This window comes from Propionispira raffinosivorans DSM 20765 (assembly GCF_000381065.1).
Lineage (GTDB): Bacteria > Bacillota > Negativicutes > Selenomonadales > Selenomonadaceae > Propionispira > Propionispira raffinosivorans.
On the sequence record NZ_KB905866.1, the window covers coordinates 37,776 to 54,973 of the forward strand.

At 37.8% G+C, this 17,198-nt stretch carries 12 protein-coding genes and 1 pseudogene; 4 read left to right on the plus strand and 9 right to left on the minus strand.

What is annotated here, in order from left to right; translation table 11 throughout:
- Positions 1-285: 285 nt before the first annotated feature.
- Positions 286-1,071 (minus strand): PhzF family protein, encoded by a 786-nt coding sequence (locus F606_RS0117145; protein ID WP_019555122.1) that lies wholly within the window; start codon positions 1,069-1,071, stop codon positions 286-288.
- Positions 1,072-1,567: 496 nt separating this feature from the next.
- On the opposite strand from F606_RS0117145, the gene F606_RS24030 reads away from it, so the two are divergent.
- Positions 1,568-1,645 (plus strand): putative holin-like toxin, encoded by a 78-nt coding sequence (locus F606_RS24030; protein WP_407635984.1) that lies wholly within the window; start codon positions 1,568-1,570, stop codon positions 1,643-1,645.
- Positions 1,646-1,860: 215 nt separating this feature from the next.
- On the opposite strand, the gene F606_RS0117150 is transcribed toward F606_RS24030, so the two are convergent.
- The 4 genes from F606_RS0117150 to hsdR all read right to left on the minus strand — a co-directional run bounded on the left by F606_RS0117150 (position 1,861) and on the right by hsdR (position 8,958).
- Complete coding sequence (locus F606_RS0117150) at positions 1,861-2,775, minus strand: restriction endonuclease (protein WP_019555123.1); 915 nt, start codon at positions 2,773-2,775, stop codon at positions 1,861-1,863.
- A gap of 96 nt (positions 2,776-2,871) precedes the next feature.
- Positions 2,872-4,203, minus strand: a complete 1,332-nt coding sequence (locus tag F606_RS0117155; RefSeq protein WP_211210093.1) for a restriction endonuclease subunit S — start codon at positions 4,201-4,203, stop codon at positions 2,872-2,874.
- A gap of 38 nt (positions 4,204-4,241) precedes the next feature.
- Positions 4,242-5,699 (minus strand): class I SAM-dependent DNA methyltransferase, encoded by a 1,458-nt coding sequence (locus tag F606_RS0117160; protein WP_026329465.1) that lies wholly within the window; start codon positions 5,697-5,699, stop codon positions 4,242-4,244.
- Position 5,700: 1 nt separating this feature from the next.
- The gene (gene hsdR, locus F606_RS0117165) at positions 5,701-8,958 is read right to left on the minus strand and encodes a type I restriction-modification system endonuclease (protein ID WP_019555126.1); all 3,258 of its coding nucleotides are present in this window, start codon (positions 8,956-8,958) and stop codon (positions 5,701-5,703) included.
- Positions 8,959-9,343: 385 nt separating this feature from the next.
- On the opposite strand from hsdR, the pseudogene F606_RS24035 reads away from it, so the two are divergent.
- Positions 9,344-9,406: pseudogene (locus tag F606_RS24035) on the plus strand (putative holin-like toxin); the annotation flags it as partial.
- Positions 9,407-10,155: 749 nt separating this feature from the next.
- Here F606_RS24035 and F606_RS0117175 read toward each other — a convergent pair.
- Together F606_RS0117175 and F606_RS0117180 are read right to left on the minus strand one after the other, a co-directional pair.
- The gene (locus F606_RS0117175; protein WP_019555128.1) at positions 10,156-10,782 is read right to left on the minus strand and encodes a lactate utilization protein; all 627 of its coding nucleotides are present in this window, start codon (positions 10,780-10,782) and stop codon (positions 10,156-10,158) included.
- A gap of 203 nt (positions 10,783-10,985) precedes the next feature.
- Positions 10,986-11,459, minus strand: a complete 474-nt coding sequence (locus tag F606_RS0117180; RefSeq protein WP_019555129.1) for a MarR family winged helix-turn-helix transcriptional regulator — start codon at positions 11,457-11,459, stop codon at positions 10,986-10,988.
- Positions 11,460-11,761: 302 nt separating this feature from the next.
- Here F606_RS0117180 and F606_RS0117185 point away from each other — a divergent pair, with 302 nt between their 5' ends.
- Positions 11,762-12,817, plus strand: coding sequence for an HlyD family secretion protein (locus F606_RS0117185; RefSeq protein ID WP_019555130.1), 1,056 nt, complete (start codon positions 11,762-11,764; stop codon positions 12,815-12,817).
- A gap of 2 nt (positions 12,818-12,819) precedes the next feature.
- Positions 12,820-14,364, plus strand: a complete 1,545-nt coding sequence (locus F606_RS0117190) for a DHA2 family efflux MFS transporter permease subunit (protein ID WP_019555131.1) — start codon at positions 12,820-12,822, stop codon at positions 14,362-14,364.
- 339 nt (positions 14,365-14,703) lie between these two features.
- Here the strand turns inward: F606_RS0117190 and F606_RS0117195 are convergent, their stop codons facing one another.
- Positions 14,704-15,930, minus strand: a complete 1,227-nt coding sequence (locus F606_RS0117195; RefSeq protein WP_019555132.1) for an anaerobic glycerol-3-phosphate dehydrogenase subunit C — start codon at positions 15,928-15,930, stop codon at positions 14,704-14,706.
- A gap of 1 nt (position 15,931) precedes the next feature.
- Positions 15,932-17,198, minus strand: a 1,267-nt coding sequence (gene glpB / locus F606_RS0117200) for an anaerobic glycerol-3-phosphate dehydrogenase subunit GlpB (RefSeq protein WP_019555133.1), incomplete at its 5' end; no start/stop codon positions are given.

Consider the following 17,198-nt stretch of genomic DNA (forward strand, 5'->3'; position numbering starts at 1 on the left):
TCGTATTTATTGTCTTGCATTTTCTTACAAAAGCCTTAACATTTCCATACTTCAAGCGTTCAAATGATCTGCGCTGTCGACGTTACAAATCAACAAAACTCACATTTTTTAATTATTTATAAATATTCACTTATTTTATATAGTATAAGACTTTAAACCCAGTTTTTCAATAAAAACTACAAATTTTCCGAAAAATATTTTCGCCTTATTATTTCGAACCATTTACTCGTTCCTATTGACTTCAAATTCCAAGAAACCCGAAGAAAATGGTTCAATAACATATTGCTATAGTAACTCGCAGCGCATAACAGTAACTGCATTACCAGTTAAAAAGACTCGATCGGAGACAACTTTTACGCCTATGTATCCGCCTCGTTTTGAAGCTTGATATCCTATCAACTCACTTTTACCAAGTTTTTCTTGCCAATATGGCCCTAATAAACAATGTGCTGAACCAGTAACAGGATCTTCATTGATCCCAACTGCCGGAGCAAAGCAACGGGAAACAAAGTCATACTTGCTGGTGGATGATGCACTTGTCACGATAATTCCACTGGCAGGCAATCGTAAAAGCTTTTCCAAATCCGGTTTTAGTGTTTTAACCGTATCTTCATCACTTACTTCTGCAAGATACATATCACCATTTAATCCAGTATATAAAAGTTCTACGCCAAGTGCATCAGATAACCCCAATAAATCGACGGTTTGAACTGGCTTTGCCGGAAAGTTCAATTCGATGCTATTGTCTTTTATACAGGCTGTCAATATTCCACTGCGTGTAAAGAATTGCACGGTCTGTTCTTTATCGATCAAACCAGTTTCATAAATTATATGAGCACTTGCCAGTGTTGCATGTCCACAAAAATCGATTTCACGAGTAGGTGTAAACCAACGCAGTTCAAACCCATCTTTTCTTCGAATCAAAAAAGCTGTCTCCGATAAGTTCATCTCACTGGCCACATTTTGCATCCATGTATCATCCCGTTCACGATCCAAAATAGAAACCCCTGCCGGATTTCCTTTAAAGGGTTCCTTTGTAAACGCATCTACCTGAAATATTTCGACTCCCATAATAATCCCCCCACAGTATGACTTTATATATAATAGCTTCCAAATAAGAACATTTCTTCGAAGGACACCGATGACATTTATTTTTGTCACCTTAAATAACGGCATGAAAAAAACCGCCTAGCGGTTTGCCAGCGGCCTTCTTCATGATTTTTAATCTTCGAGAAGAGCCGACGCAACCAAACATCAACTATCTCATTGTCTATATTATAACACTCAAAAATATTCCTATCAATCATTTCAAAAATTTTTATACTTTGAAATGATTGTAAATGATACTTCTAGGTGCTACAGACTTTGTTCTGTAAGCACCTTTTTATTCCCTTTTTTGCATTTTTCAGGCCACAAAAATAGACGGCTGAATCCCATTATTCAGTCGCCTAATAAAAATCATATAATTGTAAAATCAATTTGTTTAAATAGAACTGGAGTGCTATAATTTTCTCAGAGATAGTTGATGGTGTCGGTTTTTCTACTCCCAGAGTAGGGGGGTGGTTCTATGACAGTTTATGAAACGTTATCTTTAATGATAACCTTTGGTATCCTGCTTGTTGCCATTCTTTCATTCCGTAAATAACGGCATGAAAAAAACCGCCTAGCGGTTGCGAGCGGTCTTCTTCAAAGAATGTTTAATTCGAGAAGAGCCGACGCACCCAAACATCAACTATCTCTTTGTTTCTATTATAACACTCAAAAATATTCATATCAATCATTTCAAAATATTTTATAATTTTCAATGATGTTTCTAGGTGCTACAGATTTTGTTCTGTAAGCACCTTTTTTAAACAAATTTTACTCTCCAACCTCGAAATAATCTAGATCAAGCCGTTTCATGTCATAAACCATCTCACTCGAAACGCCGACGCCAAATTCAATCATGAGCTGAGCAAGCATCATCCCATCGATCAAAACAATCCGATTACCAACTCTCGCTGCAATATCCTTGGCTTGCTGCGTGAAAGTTGATGTTGTGATAAAAATTCCCTTTTGTGCATTTTTCAGCTGCAAAGCACCAATAAAAGTCTGAATATCGGGACTGCCGACGGAATTTTTCCAACGTTTTGCTTGCACATATATTACATCTAGACCAAGACGGTCTTCCTTGATAATCCCGTCAATTCCCTCATCACCCGTTTTGCCAACCACTTGCGCTGCATCTTCGCGTGAACCACCATAGCCCATTTTTAGCAGCACATCCAATACAAGCTGTTCAAAAAACGGCGGTGAATTGGCAGCGATTTTCTGAAGAAGATCATCCGCCAACGCATTTTGAATTGCTTGGTAAGATTCATCCATCTGTTCTCGCGGTGTACTTACAGTTTCATCGTCATCAACTTGAAGTGTCTGAGTTTTTGCTTCCTTGGCTGGTCGCTTAAACTCAACAAATTCCGAATACTGTCCTAATAATTTATTTGTTATTTTTCGAGGAGATGCCGCCAGCAAATCCAAACCACGCTGTGTAATCTGGAAATGTCCACTGATAATCGCATTGATCAATAAAGATTTCTTTAAATACGTCCGTGCCCAGCCAAGACGGTTATAAAACATATTCTGCCGCCCCGAAGGAAACAGACGATTTTTTTCTTCTTCCGTCATATTGAAACCATCCGACAAATCCTCTTGCAAGCTTTTGAGTGTATGTACCTGCCCATCACTCAAGTGCTGCAAAAAGGGCAGCATAATATCTTCGTATGTAGGGATAGCCATAACCAAGACTCCTTTTTAAATCCATTTTAATTGCGCCATTATGTAACAATCAGTTCTTTTTACTTTCATTGATTCAAGCAAAAATCCTTCGAAAATTCACAGTTTTTCCTGCAATACTTTTTTCAATAATTTCTTAGCATTTTCTTCTGACGGATTATTGGTGTCAAGCGCACCACGAAAGGCTTGGGCTAAAATCGATTTTTTCATCAAATCAAATTTAGCTATATTATTAATCATAGCATGTGCTTTTTGATCAGCTCCTAATAAATCAACAAGAATACGAACAATTTCTTGTTGCTCTTGTACTGAACATACAGGAATTATTAACTTAGATAATTTTTTTGCATTAATATTTGATTGATTTACACCATCACTTTTCACTTGATTATAATATTCTCGTGATTTTTGTGTATTAAGTGCATAATTTAAATACTCGCCAATTAAACAATTTTTATAATTTATTCTTATTAAATATCCAGCAAATATAGCAGGATGCTCTCCTCGATAGATTGAAGTCTTACCAACAAGTACGGGACTATTTGTGCGATTAAACAATACATCTCCTGATTTAAGTAAATATTTTGCAATGTCCTCTTCACTTGTAGTATATGCAAGATTATTCCAATCTATTTCGCCATCTTGCAAATTCCCCATTCTAATTACCACTATATTTCCATTTTTTTCCGATTTTTTTGATGTTCCATACTGAAAAGAATCACACATTTCTGCAAGTGGTTTTTCTTCCCAACTATCGATCCCAATTCCATGCTCTCTTCGCCAGTTTGCTGTCAATTCTCCACTAAATGCTTGATGCAGAATTGCTGCTTTGCGATTGGCAAAAGAATCCAGTGCATTCTGAACAAGCTCTTTCGCTTTGTCGAGCTTGGCGAAAAGGCTTTCGATACAGTCAACAATTCGTTGCTGCTCGACTAGAGGCGAGAGTGGAATTTCAACAAGACTTACCTTGCTGGCCGATAATTCTAAAAATGTTGTACCACTTGCATATGATTCCAATAATAACTTACTATATTTTAAATAAAAATATAAATATTTAGGCAAATAAGCTACTGATGGAAGAAAATTTTTAAACCCTTGATTCGTAGATAATACATTTTCTGCAATTGCAACATAACCTATCGGAGCTCGTGACGATAATAGTACTGTACCACTAGGCATAATTCTTGCAGAACTTTTTTTCAAACCAAGTTCTGTTATATTTTTTTTACCATGAGAAATATATATATTCGTATACCCAGATAAATCAACCGGACTAATCCATGGTATAGATCCATTTTCATAGTATTCATTTACTCTCGACGATGGTGTGCCACCACCAATAACTGAAGTAATATTCCCCAGCCTCGTCCACACCCAATTTTCCGGCACTTTATAAGGTTGTTCCGCTTCTGGCACAAGTGCCTGTTCCAACAACTCAGCCATACTCAATTCTTGTTTCTGCTTCGCCATTACTGCTTGACCCCCAGCATGCGCAGCTCTTTTACCACACTCTGGATAAGGTCAACAGCTTCTTCCAATTGTACTACAATCTCTTCGCCACTTTCAATCGGATCTTGCAGATCTTCATAGTCAAGAATACTGTCGTCGCGAATCAGCCCGAGATCAAGGCTGTCATTTTTCTCCTTGATTTGTTCACGCGTAAATACCTTAAAGCGCTCATCTTGTACCTTCGTACGGTCTTCAGCTGTATAAGCCTTGATAAAACCTTCGAAATGTTCTTTTCTAAGAGGATTTGTCTTGCCGAAATTCTGCATATTCGTTCGCATATCGTAAAACCAAACCTGCTTGGTATTGCCTTTATCGCTTTTTTCGCGAGTGAAAAACAGAACATTTGTCTTTACCCCTTGGGCATAAAAAATACCGGTTGGCAGGCGCAAAACCGTATGGAGATTGCATTTATCCATCAAATCTGCCCGTACGCTGGCACCATCGCCATCAGCAAAAAGAACGTTATCTGGTAAGACCACCGCAGCCCGAGCCTGACCGTTTTTCTTTAAGGAACGATAAATATGCTGCAAAAAATTCAATTGCTTATTGGAGCTTGGATAAACCAAATCCTTGCGCGTTGCCCGTTCTCCGCCTTTTTTAGTACCAAATGGAGGATTGGTTAAGACGACGTCAAGATTTTTTATGTTTTCACCAGCACTCGACAAAGTATCCGCCAGAAGGATTTCGCCTTCAATATCATGGAGCATGGCATTCATTAGTGCTAGACGATGTGTATCATGCACGAGCTCACAACCCGTAAAAGCTTCGTGTCGCTGGAAATTCTGCTGTTTAACTGAAAGATCAAATAACTCATCTTGATCTTTTTTGATGTGCTTATCCGCTGCGATCATGAAGCCGAACGTACCACAAGCCGGATCGTTGCATAATTCACCAACCTTCGGATCAATCAAAGCAACCATAACATCAATCAATACGCGCGGTGTAAAATACTGCCCCGCTCCAGATTTTTTTTCGTTGGCGTTTTTTTCTAAAAGTCCTTCATAGAGATTTCCGAGTCCCTCTTCTTTCGCCGAATACCAATCGAGTTCATCAATGGATTTTATGATTTTTTCTAGATTTTTCGGTTCCTCAATGTTGGAACGAGCTCCCGCATAAATCTCACGGATACGACCCAGACAGTTTTCGCCGAATTCATTTAAAATTGTATTATAATAACGCTTCAAATCGATGCCCTGCTTTTTGACCAAGTCCGCCCAGGTATAAGACTCTATTGTCAAAGCCGCATCTTCTTTTTTGACAATACTTTTTAATATATTGTCTTCATTGCCCGTTTCCTTCATCATTTTTAAAAACAAAATATAGGTTAGTTCGGTTACATATTGATGATAAGTAATACCATCATCTCTTAAAACATTGCAGAGATTCCACAGTTTTGCTACTATTTCTTGATTGTTCATTTTATGCACTCCAATTTTCATACAGGTACTCGTTAAGTTCTGCAATGATTTCTTCTAATTTATTTCCAAATACTTTGTTCATGACCTTATAGCCGCCCTTTGATTGGAAAGCTCCTATTTCAAAGGTTTCTTTATTCAGAATGCTGTCATGTAAAAGCTGTTTTTCGATCCGCTCCAGCCAATCAAGTTCCATTTTTTTAAAAGTATGCTTTTTCTTCAGTTTGTTTACAGCTTGTTCAATTCTTGCCGCATGGCTAATCAGCGGAATGCCTGAAGCCAAATTTCGGATAAAAGTAATGATATCTGCTGCTATTTCTTCATTTTTCATTTCTTTCCAGGCAGAGTTAAGCTGCACTTCGGTAAATTCATGCTGATCAAGCTCCAATTTGAGCTTTTTCAGCGCCTCACGCGTCAATTCTTTTGGTCGCGTGCAAACAATATTCAAAGCATCCATCGTATCTTTGTTTTCATCGACAAATCGTCTAAATTCGTCGAGATAGTCTTCCGGCTTTTTTGCTTTCCCATAGCTGCGTGTATGTGCAGTCAATTCATCTTCTTTAAATGAAATCACGACCGGCATATTCCAATTATATTTTTGCACATCGAGCATGTCAAACAAAGCCCGGCTCTGCAATATTTTCTTTTCAGCCAGAGGTGCTCCTAAAGCCTTTAATTTTTCGATAAATTCCGTGGGATTTTTGCTTCCACTTAAATATTCAAATTGTTCCAAGTCATCCACACTGAGATTTCTTTTTTTACGCTGCAACTTGGCGATAAGTATGTCAATAACATTCTTTTTTTGTTCTTCCGTTTCTAGTATTGTCAAGCCATCCAACAGATCCCCAAACGAGGTCGCAGGATTTGCAACTACTGGTTTCATCGTACTCACCGGTGCCAAAGATTCATATACGCCGACAGGATCAAATATTTCAAAATACGACTTGCAGATTTCCGGACAAAGACGCGTTGCCCTCCCCAGCATCTGTTCAAACAGAATTCGCGATTTCACACGGCGCATAAAGACTAGGCTCGTAATCTTTGGCACATCAATACCCGTAGTCAAAAGATCTACTGTCACGGCAATATTAGGATATGCTTCGTTCTTGAATCGCTTGATTGCCGCGGCGATCTTTTTCTTGTTCCCGTCCCCCAGTGCTCCGGTAATCTTCAAGATAGCATCATTGTCGACCCCGTATTCCGCGTATATTTCGCGCAATAATTTTACAATAAGATCCGCATGAGCATCATCAACCGCATAGATCAGCGTTTTTCCATCCCCTTCGGGATTGATAAATTTTGCGATTTCTTCCAATACCGTACGATTGAAATTCTCTGTAATAACCTTCCGATTAAAACTTTCAATATCAAAGTTCAGTTCATCTTCGATTTCCTCACTATTTGTCAGCTCTCCTGTCACCGGATCATAGATAGCAACAGTCTCGCCTTTGTCATAATGAATACCCTCGGTGCTGAGCTTTGTTTCCAAGGTATGCGGCATATCATGATCGACCAAAAAACCGTCGATTACAGCTTCTCGATAAGAATAGTTAAATACCGGTTTACCAAAAATCTCCGTCGTTTGCAGAGCTGGCGTTGCCGTAAGCGCAATTTTAACGGCATCAAAATATTCAATGACCGTCCGGTATTTACTTACGTAATCGTTCTGGCTTCGGTAAAGCAGCTCATCGTCCCCCATCTCTTTGTCGAGGATATAGCCGCGATGTGCTTCGTCAATAATGATCAAATCATAGTCCGTAACCGCTGGCATAGATTCTCCCGTATTATAGAGAATCCGCTTAACCAAGCTCTGTACCGTAGCCACCTGAAGTTTTGTTTCCTTATCAATTTCTTTATCTTCAAGTTCTTTGATATTATATAGTTCATCAAACGTCAGCAATTCTTCCAGCTTTACTTCTTTAAATACATCTTGTGCCTGTTCCCCTAGCGCGGTTCGATCTACTAGGAACAAAACTCTTTTAAAGCGATCTGCCTTGATAAAGCGATAGATGAGCCCCAATATCGTCCGTGTTTTCCCCGTACCGGTAGCCATAGACAAAAGTGCCGTCTGCTTCCCATCGACGATGACTTGTTCCGCAGCTTGAATTGCTCTGATCTGATACTCCCTCAGATTGAGTCCATCTTTATCTGCCAGAATTTCATAACCGGTCTTTGCCAGTGAGGCATTTGCCGCAATGATATCTTGTTCCAGACGTTCCAGCAGCCCAGAAGGGCTCGGCCAGCCTTGCTGCGCATAGGAAATATTCGAGACCTGCCGTGCATCCAAGAACCAAATTCCCGATTTTGTATCAAGCTGTTTTAGATATTTTCTGCCGTTCGTCGCAAACAAAAACGGTACCTTATAAGCACCCCATTGACTGACGAGATACTCTTCGTGTTCTTTTTTGATTGTTTTTGCATAATCCTTGCATTGCGTATCGATAACAGCGGGAATGTCTTTGTATTTTCGTTTCGCTTCTACTACAGCTACCAATTTCAAGCCGGCAAAAAGCGCATAATCAACCGCACCTTTCGTTGCAACCAATGAATCGGTCGGCCATTCAGCAATTGCTAGGTTTTTCCCTTTTACCGGTCTTGTTCCCTTCGAATAACGAATATGTATCGTATCAGCTTCCCAGCCGACCTGCCGCAACTGTTCATCAATTAAGTATCGCGTTTCTGCTTCACTCATATGTAACTGATCTGCTGCCTTGCTGCTTTGCCGACGCCTATCATCAAGAGATATACCTGATTCCACAGCTTTTACACTCGCAAGCTCAGCCGTAAGTGCTTCTATTTTTGCTTCCTGCTGCTTACTAAGGACAGCAATATCATCGGCAGAACTTGTCTTTTCCGGAATAACAAATCCCATCGCTTTGTAATTCCAATCTCCATAGGTCTGCATAAACCAAACACCAAGTTTATAGGCAAACTCGACTAAAAGTTTAGACTGCTTCGTTGATTCATAGCCACTATGGACAGCTTTATTGCGGTTTTTCCGCAGTGAAAAAAGGATATCATCAATTTCACGAGGAAGCAATCCTTCTTTTTTCAGTAATTTAATGCGCCGATCATGTGTATTATCCCATTCCGGCTCACTTATTTTATCAAACGTAAATATGAGATGAACGATCGTTTCGGCAAATAACCCCAGTTTTATCAGACAGGAATTTGAATCCGTATAAATATATTTTTCCGCCATACTGCCAACAGATGCCAGCAACGGCCATCGCGCTTCAAGAAAACTAAAATTCGACTTCAATAAGATCGCCTCCCAGTTACAATGTCAATCCAATAATATATCTTAAAAATAAGCAAACTAACCATAATATATTTTCCATATAAATTCGCAAATCCCTCTTTATTGCATGAAATCCCACTAAATTCACTTCATTTCAAAGGTCACGACATAAAAGAGCACCTCTCGATTTCTACCACAGCATCAGCTACTGCTTATTACCATCGCAATAAGTCACGCTACAAAAAGACGACTGAAGCCTATATTCAGTCGCCTAATAAAAGTCATATCATTTTAAAATCAATTTGTTTAAATAGAACGGGAGTGCTATAATTTTCTCAGAGATAGTTGATGGTGTCGGTTTTTCTACTCCCAGAGTAGGGGGTGGTTCTATGACAGTTTATGAAAAACGTTATCTTTAATGATAACCTTTGGTATTCTGCTTGTTGCCATTCTTTCATTCCGTAAATAACGGCATGAAAAAAACCGCCTAAACGGTTTTAAGCGGGCTCTTTTCAAAACATTCAACAGAGAAGAGCCGACGCTACCAAACATCAACTATCTCTTTGTTTATATTATAACACTCAAAAATATTCATATCAATCATTTCAAAATATTTTATAATCTGCAATGATGATTCTAGGTGCTGCAGACTTTGTTCTGTAAGCACCTTTTTATTCCTTTTTTTTGCATTTTTCAGGCCGCAAAACAAACGACTGAAACCCATTATTCAATCGCCGAATAAAAATCATACAATTGTAAAATCAATTTGTTTAAATAGAACAGGAGTGCTATAATTTTCTCAGAGATAGTTGATGGTGTCGGTTTTTCTACTCCCAAAGTAGGGGGTGGTTCTATGACAGTTTATGAAACGTTATCTTTAATATAACCTTTGGTATTCTGCTTGTTGCCATTCTTTCATTCCGTAAATAACGGCATGAAAAAAACCGCCTAAACGGTTAAGCGGGTTCTTTTCAAAGCATCTATATGGAGAAGAGCCGACGCAACCAAACATCAACTATCTCTTTGTTTATATTATAACACTCAAAAATATTCATATCAATCATTTCAAAAAATTTTATAATTTGCAATAATGCTTCTAGGTGCTACAAATTTTGTTCTGTAAGTACCTTTTTATTACTAATAGCACCCAGGGAAATTTGTTGTTTGTCACCTTAAATAACAGCATGAATTGTACATAGCTCTCCATAACTATATACACTAAATACCAAGTTCATCCTTAATAATAATTACAGTTATTCTTCCTTTAGGATATGATTTTTCTATGATTGACCAGCTATTGCATATTCTTCTCGGTGAAGAACAGTTCATACATTTATTCATGGTTATACACGGAGTTTTTAATTCTGGATGCCGTGCTGCATTTCTCGGCGCAGTATATTCTCGAACTTTTTTAAATGCAGCATCAAGATCTTGTACGATTTTGTTCAGACTTACCGTTAAGATAACTTTTTTAGGACCAAAAGTTATCCCTCCGATACGATTACCAATCATATCAAGATTCACCAGAATACCATCAAGTGTTACTGCATTGGTTCCGGTTAAAAATAAATCTACCGTAAGTGCTTCTTTTTTTCGAACTAGCTGTTCTTTAAATGATTCATCCGGATTAAAGGTATCAATAAATGTGAAATCACTGCAAGTTTTACAATACTCAAGAATCCCTGTACTTTTAAGCGTTTCTGAGTCAGCATAGGAAACAGTTTGAGGTTTAATATCCATTATAATATTTTTTATAAATGTACTTGCTTCCACTACATTTTCTGCAATTTCACAATTGAAATTGTTTTTCAAAAGGGATTTTTGACAAATTTCCAAAAGTGACATTTTAAATTCTCACCTCTCTTAATTTTATTAAAAACAATGAAATATAATGAAGTGATATAATTTTCTCTGAGATAGTTGATGGTGCCGGTTTTTCTACTCCCAGAGTAGGGGGGATGTTATCCTGCTTCTTGCCATTCTTTCATTCCGTAAATAACGGCATGAAAAAAACCGCTATGCAACCCCTCTTTGAATCTTCTAAAGCCTCAGCGCTCCTTATGTTCACACAATATATCATCCACACAGCTTTCAATATCAGACATAATTTCATTAAAAAACAACATTTCTTCTTGTGTAAAAGTGCTGAACTTTTTTATGATATTCTTACTAAGCATCTCATGAAAATTCAAATGATAATTATACGCTATTTCCCCTTTATCTGTTAATTCCATCTGAACTGCTCTTTTATTCTGCTGCTTTGCCGAACGAACAACCATATCTTTCTGCGTTAATTTTTGTATTACTTTCGGAATAGCACTCTTTCGAATCCCCATTTTTTCTGCAATTTCTGTAATATTAATACCTGGGTTTCTACCAATAATATCAATAATATGTATTTCTGAAGCATATAATATTTCAGCGGTTCCAAACGATCTAGGTTCCTTTAAGGCTTCATTTATTTTATTAGCAATTCTTAAAACTTTTTCAAATTGTACAGCATATGGTATTTTCTTTTCCAATTTATAAAACCTCCCTTCAGATATAATGCTTACCTATTGTGTTATTGAATATATACTCCCGTTTTTATTTTGTCAATATATAAATGTTTCTCACTTTTTTAATTGAAATAATTTTTAAGAAGTATGCCCTATTTACTACTCCATAGATTAATAATGCTATACTTTTCTACACAAAAATCCCCCTTGACTTCATTGTTCACCTGGTGTACATTTAAATAGTGAAGTAAGGATTTTTATAATTTACATGTGTTTACTTTGGAAATGCAAAATCAAACAGTACAGAGAAAGGCGTGACTATAATAATGAAAAGTCAAAAAGTCAAAATAATGATATTATTTATCTTTATTGTTTTATTATTTTTAGGCATTGGATTTTATATTCATAAGTACCATCAGGATATTTCTACCGACAATGCAATAATTGACGGCAAAACTGTTGTATTAAGTCCCAAAGTTCAGGGTTACATAAAAAAAATCAATGTTGAAGATAACCAAAAAATAAGTGCCGGCGATGTTATCATGGAAATTGACACTACAGATTACCAAGTAAAAGTAGATCATGCACAAGCTGCTTTACTTACAGCGAAAGCAGCAATATCCGCAGCACAAAACAATGCGATAAAAGCAGGTATAACTGCTCCAGCAAATGTAGAAGTTTCAAAAAAGAAAATCGATGCTGCCCAAGCCACCTGGGAAAAAGCATATGCAGATAAGCAACGCATGCAAATGTTAATAAATAGTGGTGCCTGTTCTCAAGAACAATTTGATCAAGCTGTTGCAACAGAAGGTTCCGCAAAAGCAACTTTAGAACAAATGCAGGCTGAACTAGATTCATCAAATGCAGCACCCGTTATTATTGCCGCCTCACAAGATACAGTTGAACAATTAAAAGCTGAAGAAAAACAAGCTAAATCAGATTTAGCAGAAGCTAAAAATAACTTACAAAACACAAAGATAATAGCCCCTATGGACGGAAGGATTACGAAACGCAGCGTTGAAGTTGGATCATACGTAGAGGCTGGAACACAGCTCTGCTCTTTAGTTGGTCTTGATTTATGGATCATAGCAAATTTTAAAGAAAATCAATTAGAAGGTATGCATCCAGGAAATAAAGTTGATATTTCGGTTGATGCCTTCCCCCATTTAAAATTAACTGGGATAGTATATAGTTTTCAAGCTGGTACAGGATCCTATTTTTCTTTATTTCCCGCTGAAAACGCAACGGGTAATTTTGTAAAAACAGTACAGCGCCTTCCTGTTAAAATCACTTTTGATCCGTTATCACCGGAAGATGCTTTATTACTGGGACCCGGTATGTCTGTAATTCCAACTGTACACCTCAATAAAGGCGATGTGTAACGATGGACGAAAAGCACACAAATCCACTTTTTATATCAACAGCTGTTAGTCTTGCCGCTTTTATGGAAATTTTAGATACAACAATTGCGAATGTAGCACTTACTCATATTGCTGGTGATCTTGGTGCTAGTATGCAAGAAAGCACCTGGATACTCACATCGTATCTTATAACAAATGCTATTGTTTTGCCCATATCAGGATGGCTTTCCTCCTTGATGGGGCGTAAAAACTTTTTTTTATTTTGTATTATAGGTTTTACAACAACTTCATTTTTATGTGGTATAGCAACATCCCTGTCAGCATTAATTTTTTTTCGGTTATTACAAGGTCTGGCAGGCGGTGGTTTACAACCTAGCCAACAAGCTATTATAAAAGACAGTTTCCCTCCTGAAAAACTAGGAATGGCTTTTGCTATTACTGGCATAGCTACTGTTTTAGCCCCGATTTTAGGTCCTGCTTTTGGTGGATATATTACGGATGAATTTAGCTGGCGCTGGATTTTTTTTATTAATATTCCCGTTGGAATAGTAGCAGCTTTATTAGTTAAAAAATTTGTATATGATTCCGTTTCTTCTCGTAAACAAAAAGTCGGTAGTATTGATTATATTGGTCTTGGACTTATTGCTATTGGTCTAGGAACGTTACAAATTGTATTAGACAATGGGGAACAATATGATTGGTTCGATAATTTTTTTATTGTTACTTTTTCGATTGTATCCGTCAGTTGCATTTTAGCATCAATTTTTTGGCTTTTAAAACAAAAATATCCGCTTGTTGACTTAAAACTGTTTACCATCCCTAGCTTTGCATTATCCTGCATCATGACGTTTTTTATTGGTGCCTTTGTCAATGTCACCGTTATGCTTTTACCTATGTTGGTACAAGCTAATTTTGGTTATAATGCAACTTTATCAGGAATGATACTCGTACCAGGTGGTATTGCTATTTTAATTCTTCTTCCTGTTGTTGGAAAATTATTAAATATCATCCAAGCAAAATATCTGATTGCATTTGGTATGTTATTTAGTGCAGTCAGCATGTGGGTATCTGCGCAATTAAGTCCACAAACCGATGAAGCTTCATTTATTTTTATGCGAATTTTACAAACGATAGGCATTCCTTTTTTATTGATTCCGGTAACAACACTAGCGTTTTCAAAAATTTCTACAAAAGACAGCAATAATGCATCTGCTATTACCGTTTTAATGAAAAACATTGGGGGAAGTATCGGAATCTCTTTAGTTACAAACTATCTTGTACACAGTCGGCAAATAGAACAATCTCAATTGGTAGCACATTTAAATATCGGAGAATGGGGATATAGAAATTATCTGGATATATATACACATATATTACAAAGCTCACATTTTATATCTTTCATAAATCAAAAGGAAATTGTAAAAGGAAGTTTAGCTAAACTCTATCAATCCATTCAGTTACAGGCAAGCATTCTTGCTTATATTGATGTATTTACAATGTTAAGTTATATTTTCATTGGGCTTGCCGCCATATCCTTATTTATGCCAAAAAATATTATTCATAAATGAAATGATTCTATATTAAAGAACACCGAGGATGTTTGTTTTTATAACTTTAAATAACGGCATGAAAAAAACCGCCTAGCGGTTGCGAGAGCGGTCTTCTTCACAGAATATTTAATTCGAGAAGAGCCGATGCATCACAACATCAACTATCTCTTTATCTATATTATAACACTCAAAAATATTCATATCCATCATTTCAAAAGATTTTATAATTTACAATGATGCTTCTAGGTGTTGCAGGTTTTGTTCTGTAAGCACCTTTTTTAACAAGTTTTACGCTCCAGCCTCGAAATTATCTATATCAAGCCTCTTTATCTTAAAGCCGCAGTTTAGATTTAACTCTTATTCACTTAAATCTGCATTATGGTAAGCTTCCGCCAATATACTGATTGGATGCATCGTTTTTACATCTGCGCCATGTTCAATCTGTGCGCGGCATGTACCACAATCTGTAAGAACCGTATCGACACCACTTGCTTTTACTGTATCAAAGAGAGTATTTCCTATTTTCATGGAAAGATCATAGTTTTCCGCTTTATAACCATAGTTGCCTGAAATTCCACAGCAGCCAGCATCGGCATCGGTTACTTTAACACCCGATATGAGTCTGAGTAGTTCCATGGCCGGAAGTCCAATTCCCTGTACACGCAAATGACACGGTGCATGATACATAAATTCATGGCTCACTTCACCAAATTCTTCATTTAATTGATCATTTTGGTAGAGTGCTTCTAAAAATTCACAGGCATCAAAAATATGTTTTGCATTTTCTTCCATGTCCGGAATTTCACCTTCAAAAAGTTCTTGGTATTCATCTTTGATCATCAAGCTGCAGCTTGTACAAAGCGTAAGAATTGGATAGCCTTTATCGACCCATTGTTTGATAAGGTTTGTATTTGTTTGGGCATTTTCTTTGGCTTCATTCAAAAATCCGGTTGTAACGAGTGGTGAACCACAACAAACAAAGTTTTCGTCAAATATGACCTGATAGCCATTTTTGTTCATAACGTCGATGAAGTCCAAGCCAATCTGCGGTTCGTTATAGTTAATAATACAGCCTGGGAAAAATACAATTTTTTTCTCTAGTTCTGGTTGTTGTTTGCTTTTAAACAGGGAAGCAAAGGTTTGGTCGGAATAGGCTGGCAGCGGTCTTTGATCGGCTAACCCCATGACTTTAATCATGCCTAAGGTACGACCAACGGACATACCTGTGTTGGCAAAAAATGCTCCAAATGGTATTTTTGCCACGAGTTTGGACATTTTTTCAGGATGTCCCATCATTTCGTCACGCTGTGAATGCGGATGTGTTTCATAATATTTTGCCCGAGCTAACATATTCAAGGTTGAAATTGGTACACTGGACGGACAGGCAATATCACAGTTCTTGCAGTTTGAGCAGTATTCAAGGGATGCTTCGGAATCATTTTCGGCAAAATTCAGTCGAGACTGCGCGGGGCCAACCATTTTCGGTCCACGAAATTTATGTGTTGCCGCGGTTACAGGGCATGCTGTTATACAGGCAGTACAGGCAACGCAGCAATCGGGTAAGTTTATTTTTTTATCATCCATATTATTTCACCTCTAGCACCGAGACAGCTGCCTGATAGGCAGAGACAAGTGCTACACCATTTCCGGATTTTTCAAAACTAAAATCATATCCACTAAGATTACGACCTGTGACAAAAACATTTTTCAAAATGCACTGTCCTTTTTTATCAATAGGACGCATTTCAGGATCTACAGCAATGCCAACTTGGGCAAATGGTTGTTTTTTATCCGAAAACAAGTCTAAATTAGCCCAAGTTTCTTCACCGACTGAAACATTCACGGGTAGATTAAATACGGGTTCGGTAACTTTTTTTGCACTGGGTGCATAAAGACCGGAACCATAAAAGCCACCCGTGGCAAGAATAAAATGGTCCGCATAATAGGTATGTTCTTTACCAACACCATTTACAAGAACGGCTTCACAGCGACCATCTCGAATAACCGATCCGGTTGCTTTCGCTTGTTCAATAATTTTGACTCCATATTTTCTGGCACAGTCATGAAGCATTTTGGATAAACGCATTCCGGACATGGATGGCGGAATGCATAGCGTTTCGGTAATGTCACACTGTAGTTCGTTTTTCAAGAATGTATAGGGAGTATAATCTGGTTTTGTTCCCAACACTTGGGGCAGCACAACGGCGGCTCCTGGTTTTATAACAGCTTTTAGCTGTTTCGTGCATTCTTCTAAACCGTCTTTGGTATCAATCCAGCGAGCGATATCCATTGTCATAATATCTCGGCCGCCAATCGCTTCTTCCATATGCGGATCAACGGTAACAATTTTATATTCTTTGTCTTCACCCAAATGTTTTTTGAGATTTTGTTCTGTCATTTTTGCATAATAATCTTTGAGACCTTTAAAGTCTACCACATAAACGGTTTTGGCATCTTTTAACAGCTCACCATCAAACGTTTTTGAATAGAGTCCGGTTGGTTTCATGGTTCCGACAGCGGTAGGAACCCAATGTAAAGCTTGGATCGTGCTGCCTTCGTATTCATAGCCTGCTTCTTTGGTGAGATTTAAAAAAAACTCGACTGCTTCTTCAATAAGTGGCAGCCCCAGTTTACTGTATGGATGAGTCGGCGAAAGCTGCTGGATTCCTTCTGCCGGAGTCCGGCAAGGTCTGTTATCTTTCGGATATGCCATAAGATCTACCAGACCACCACCAATTTCAAACGTACCGAGTCCAAATCTGAGCAGCGTTACGGTTTTGCCTTTTTTTGCAACGGCGATTGCCGCTAACAGTCCGGAGAATCCCCCGCCAATTACAAGTACATCATTTTTT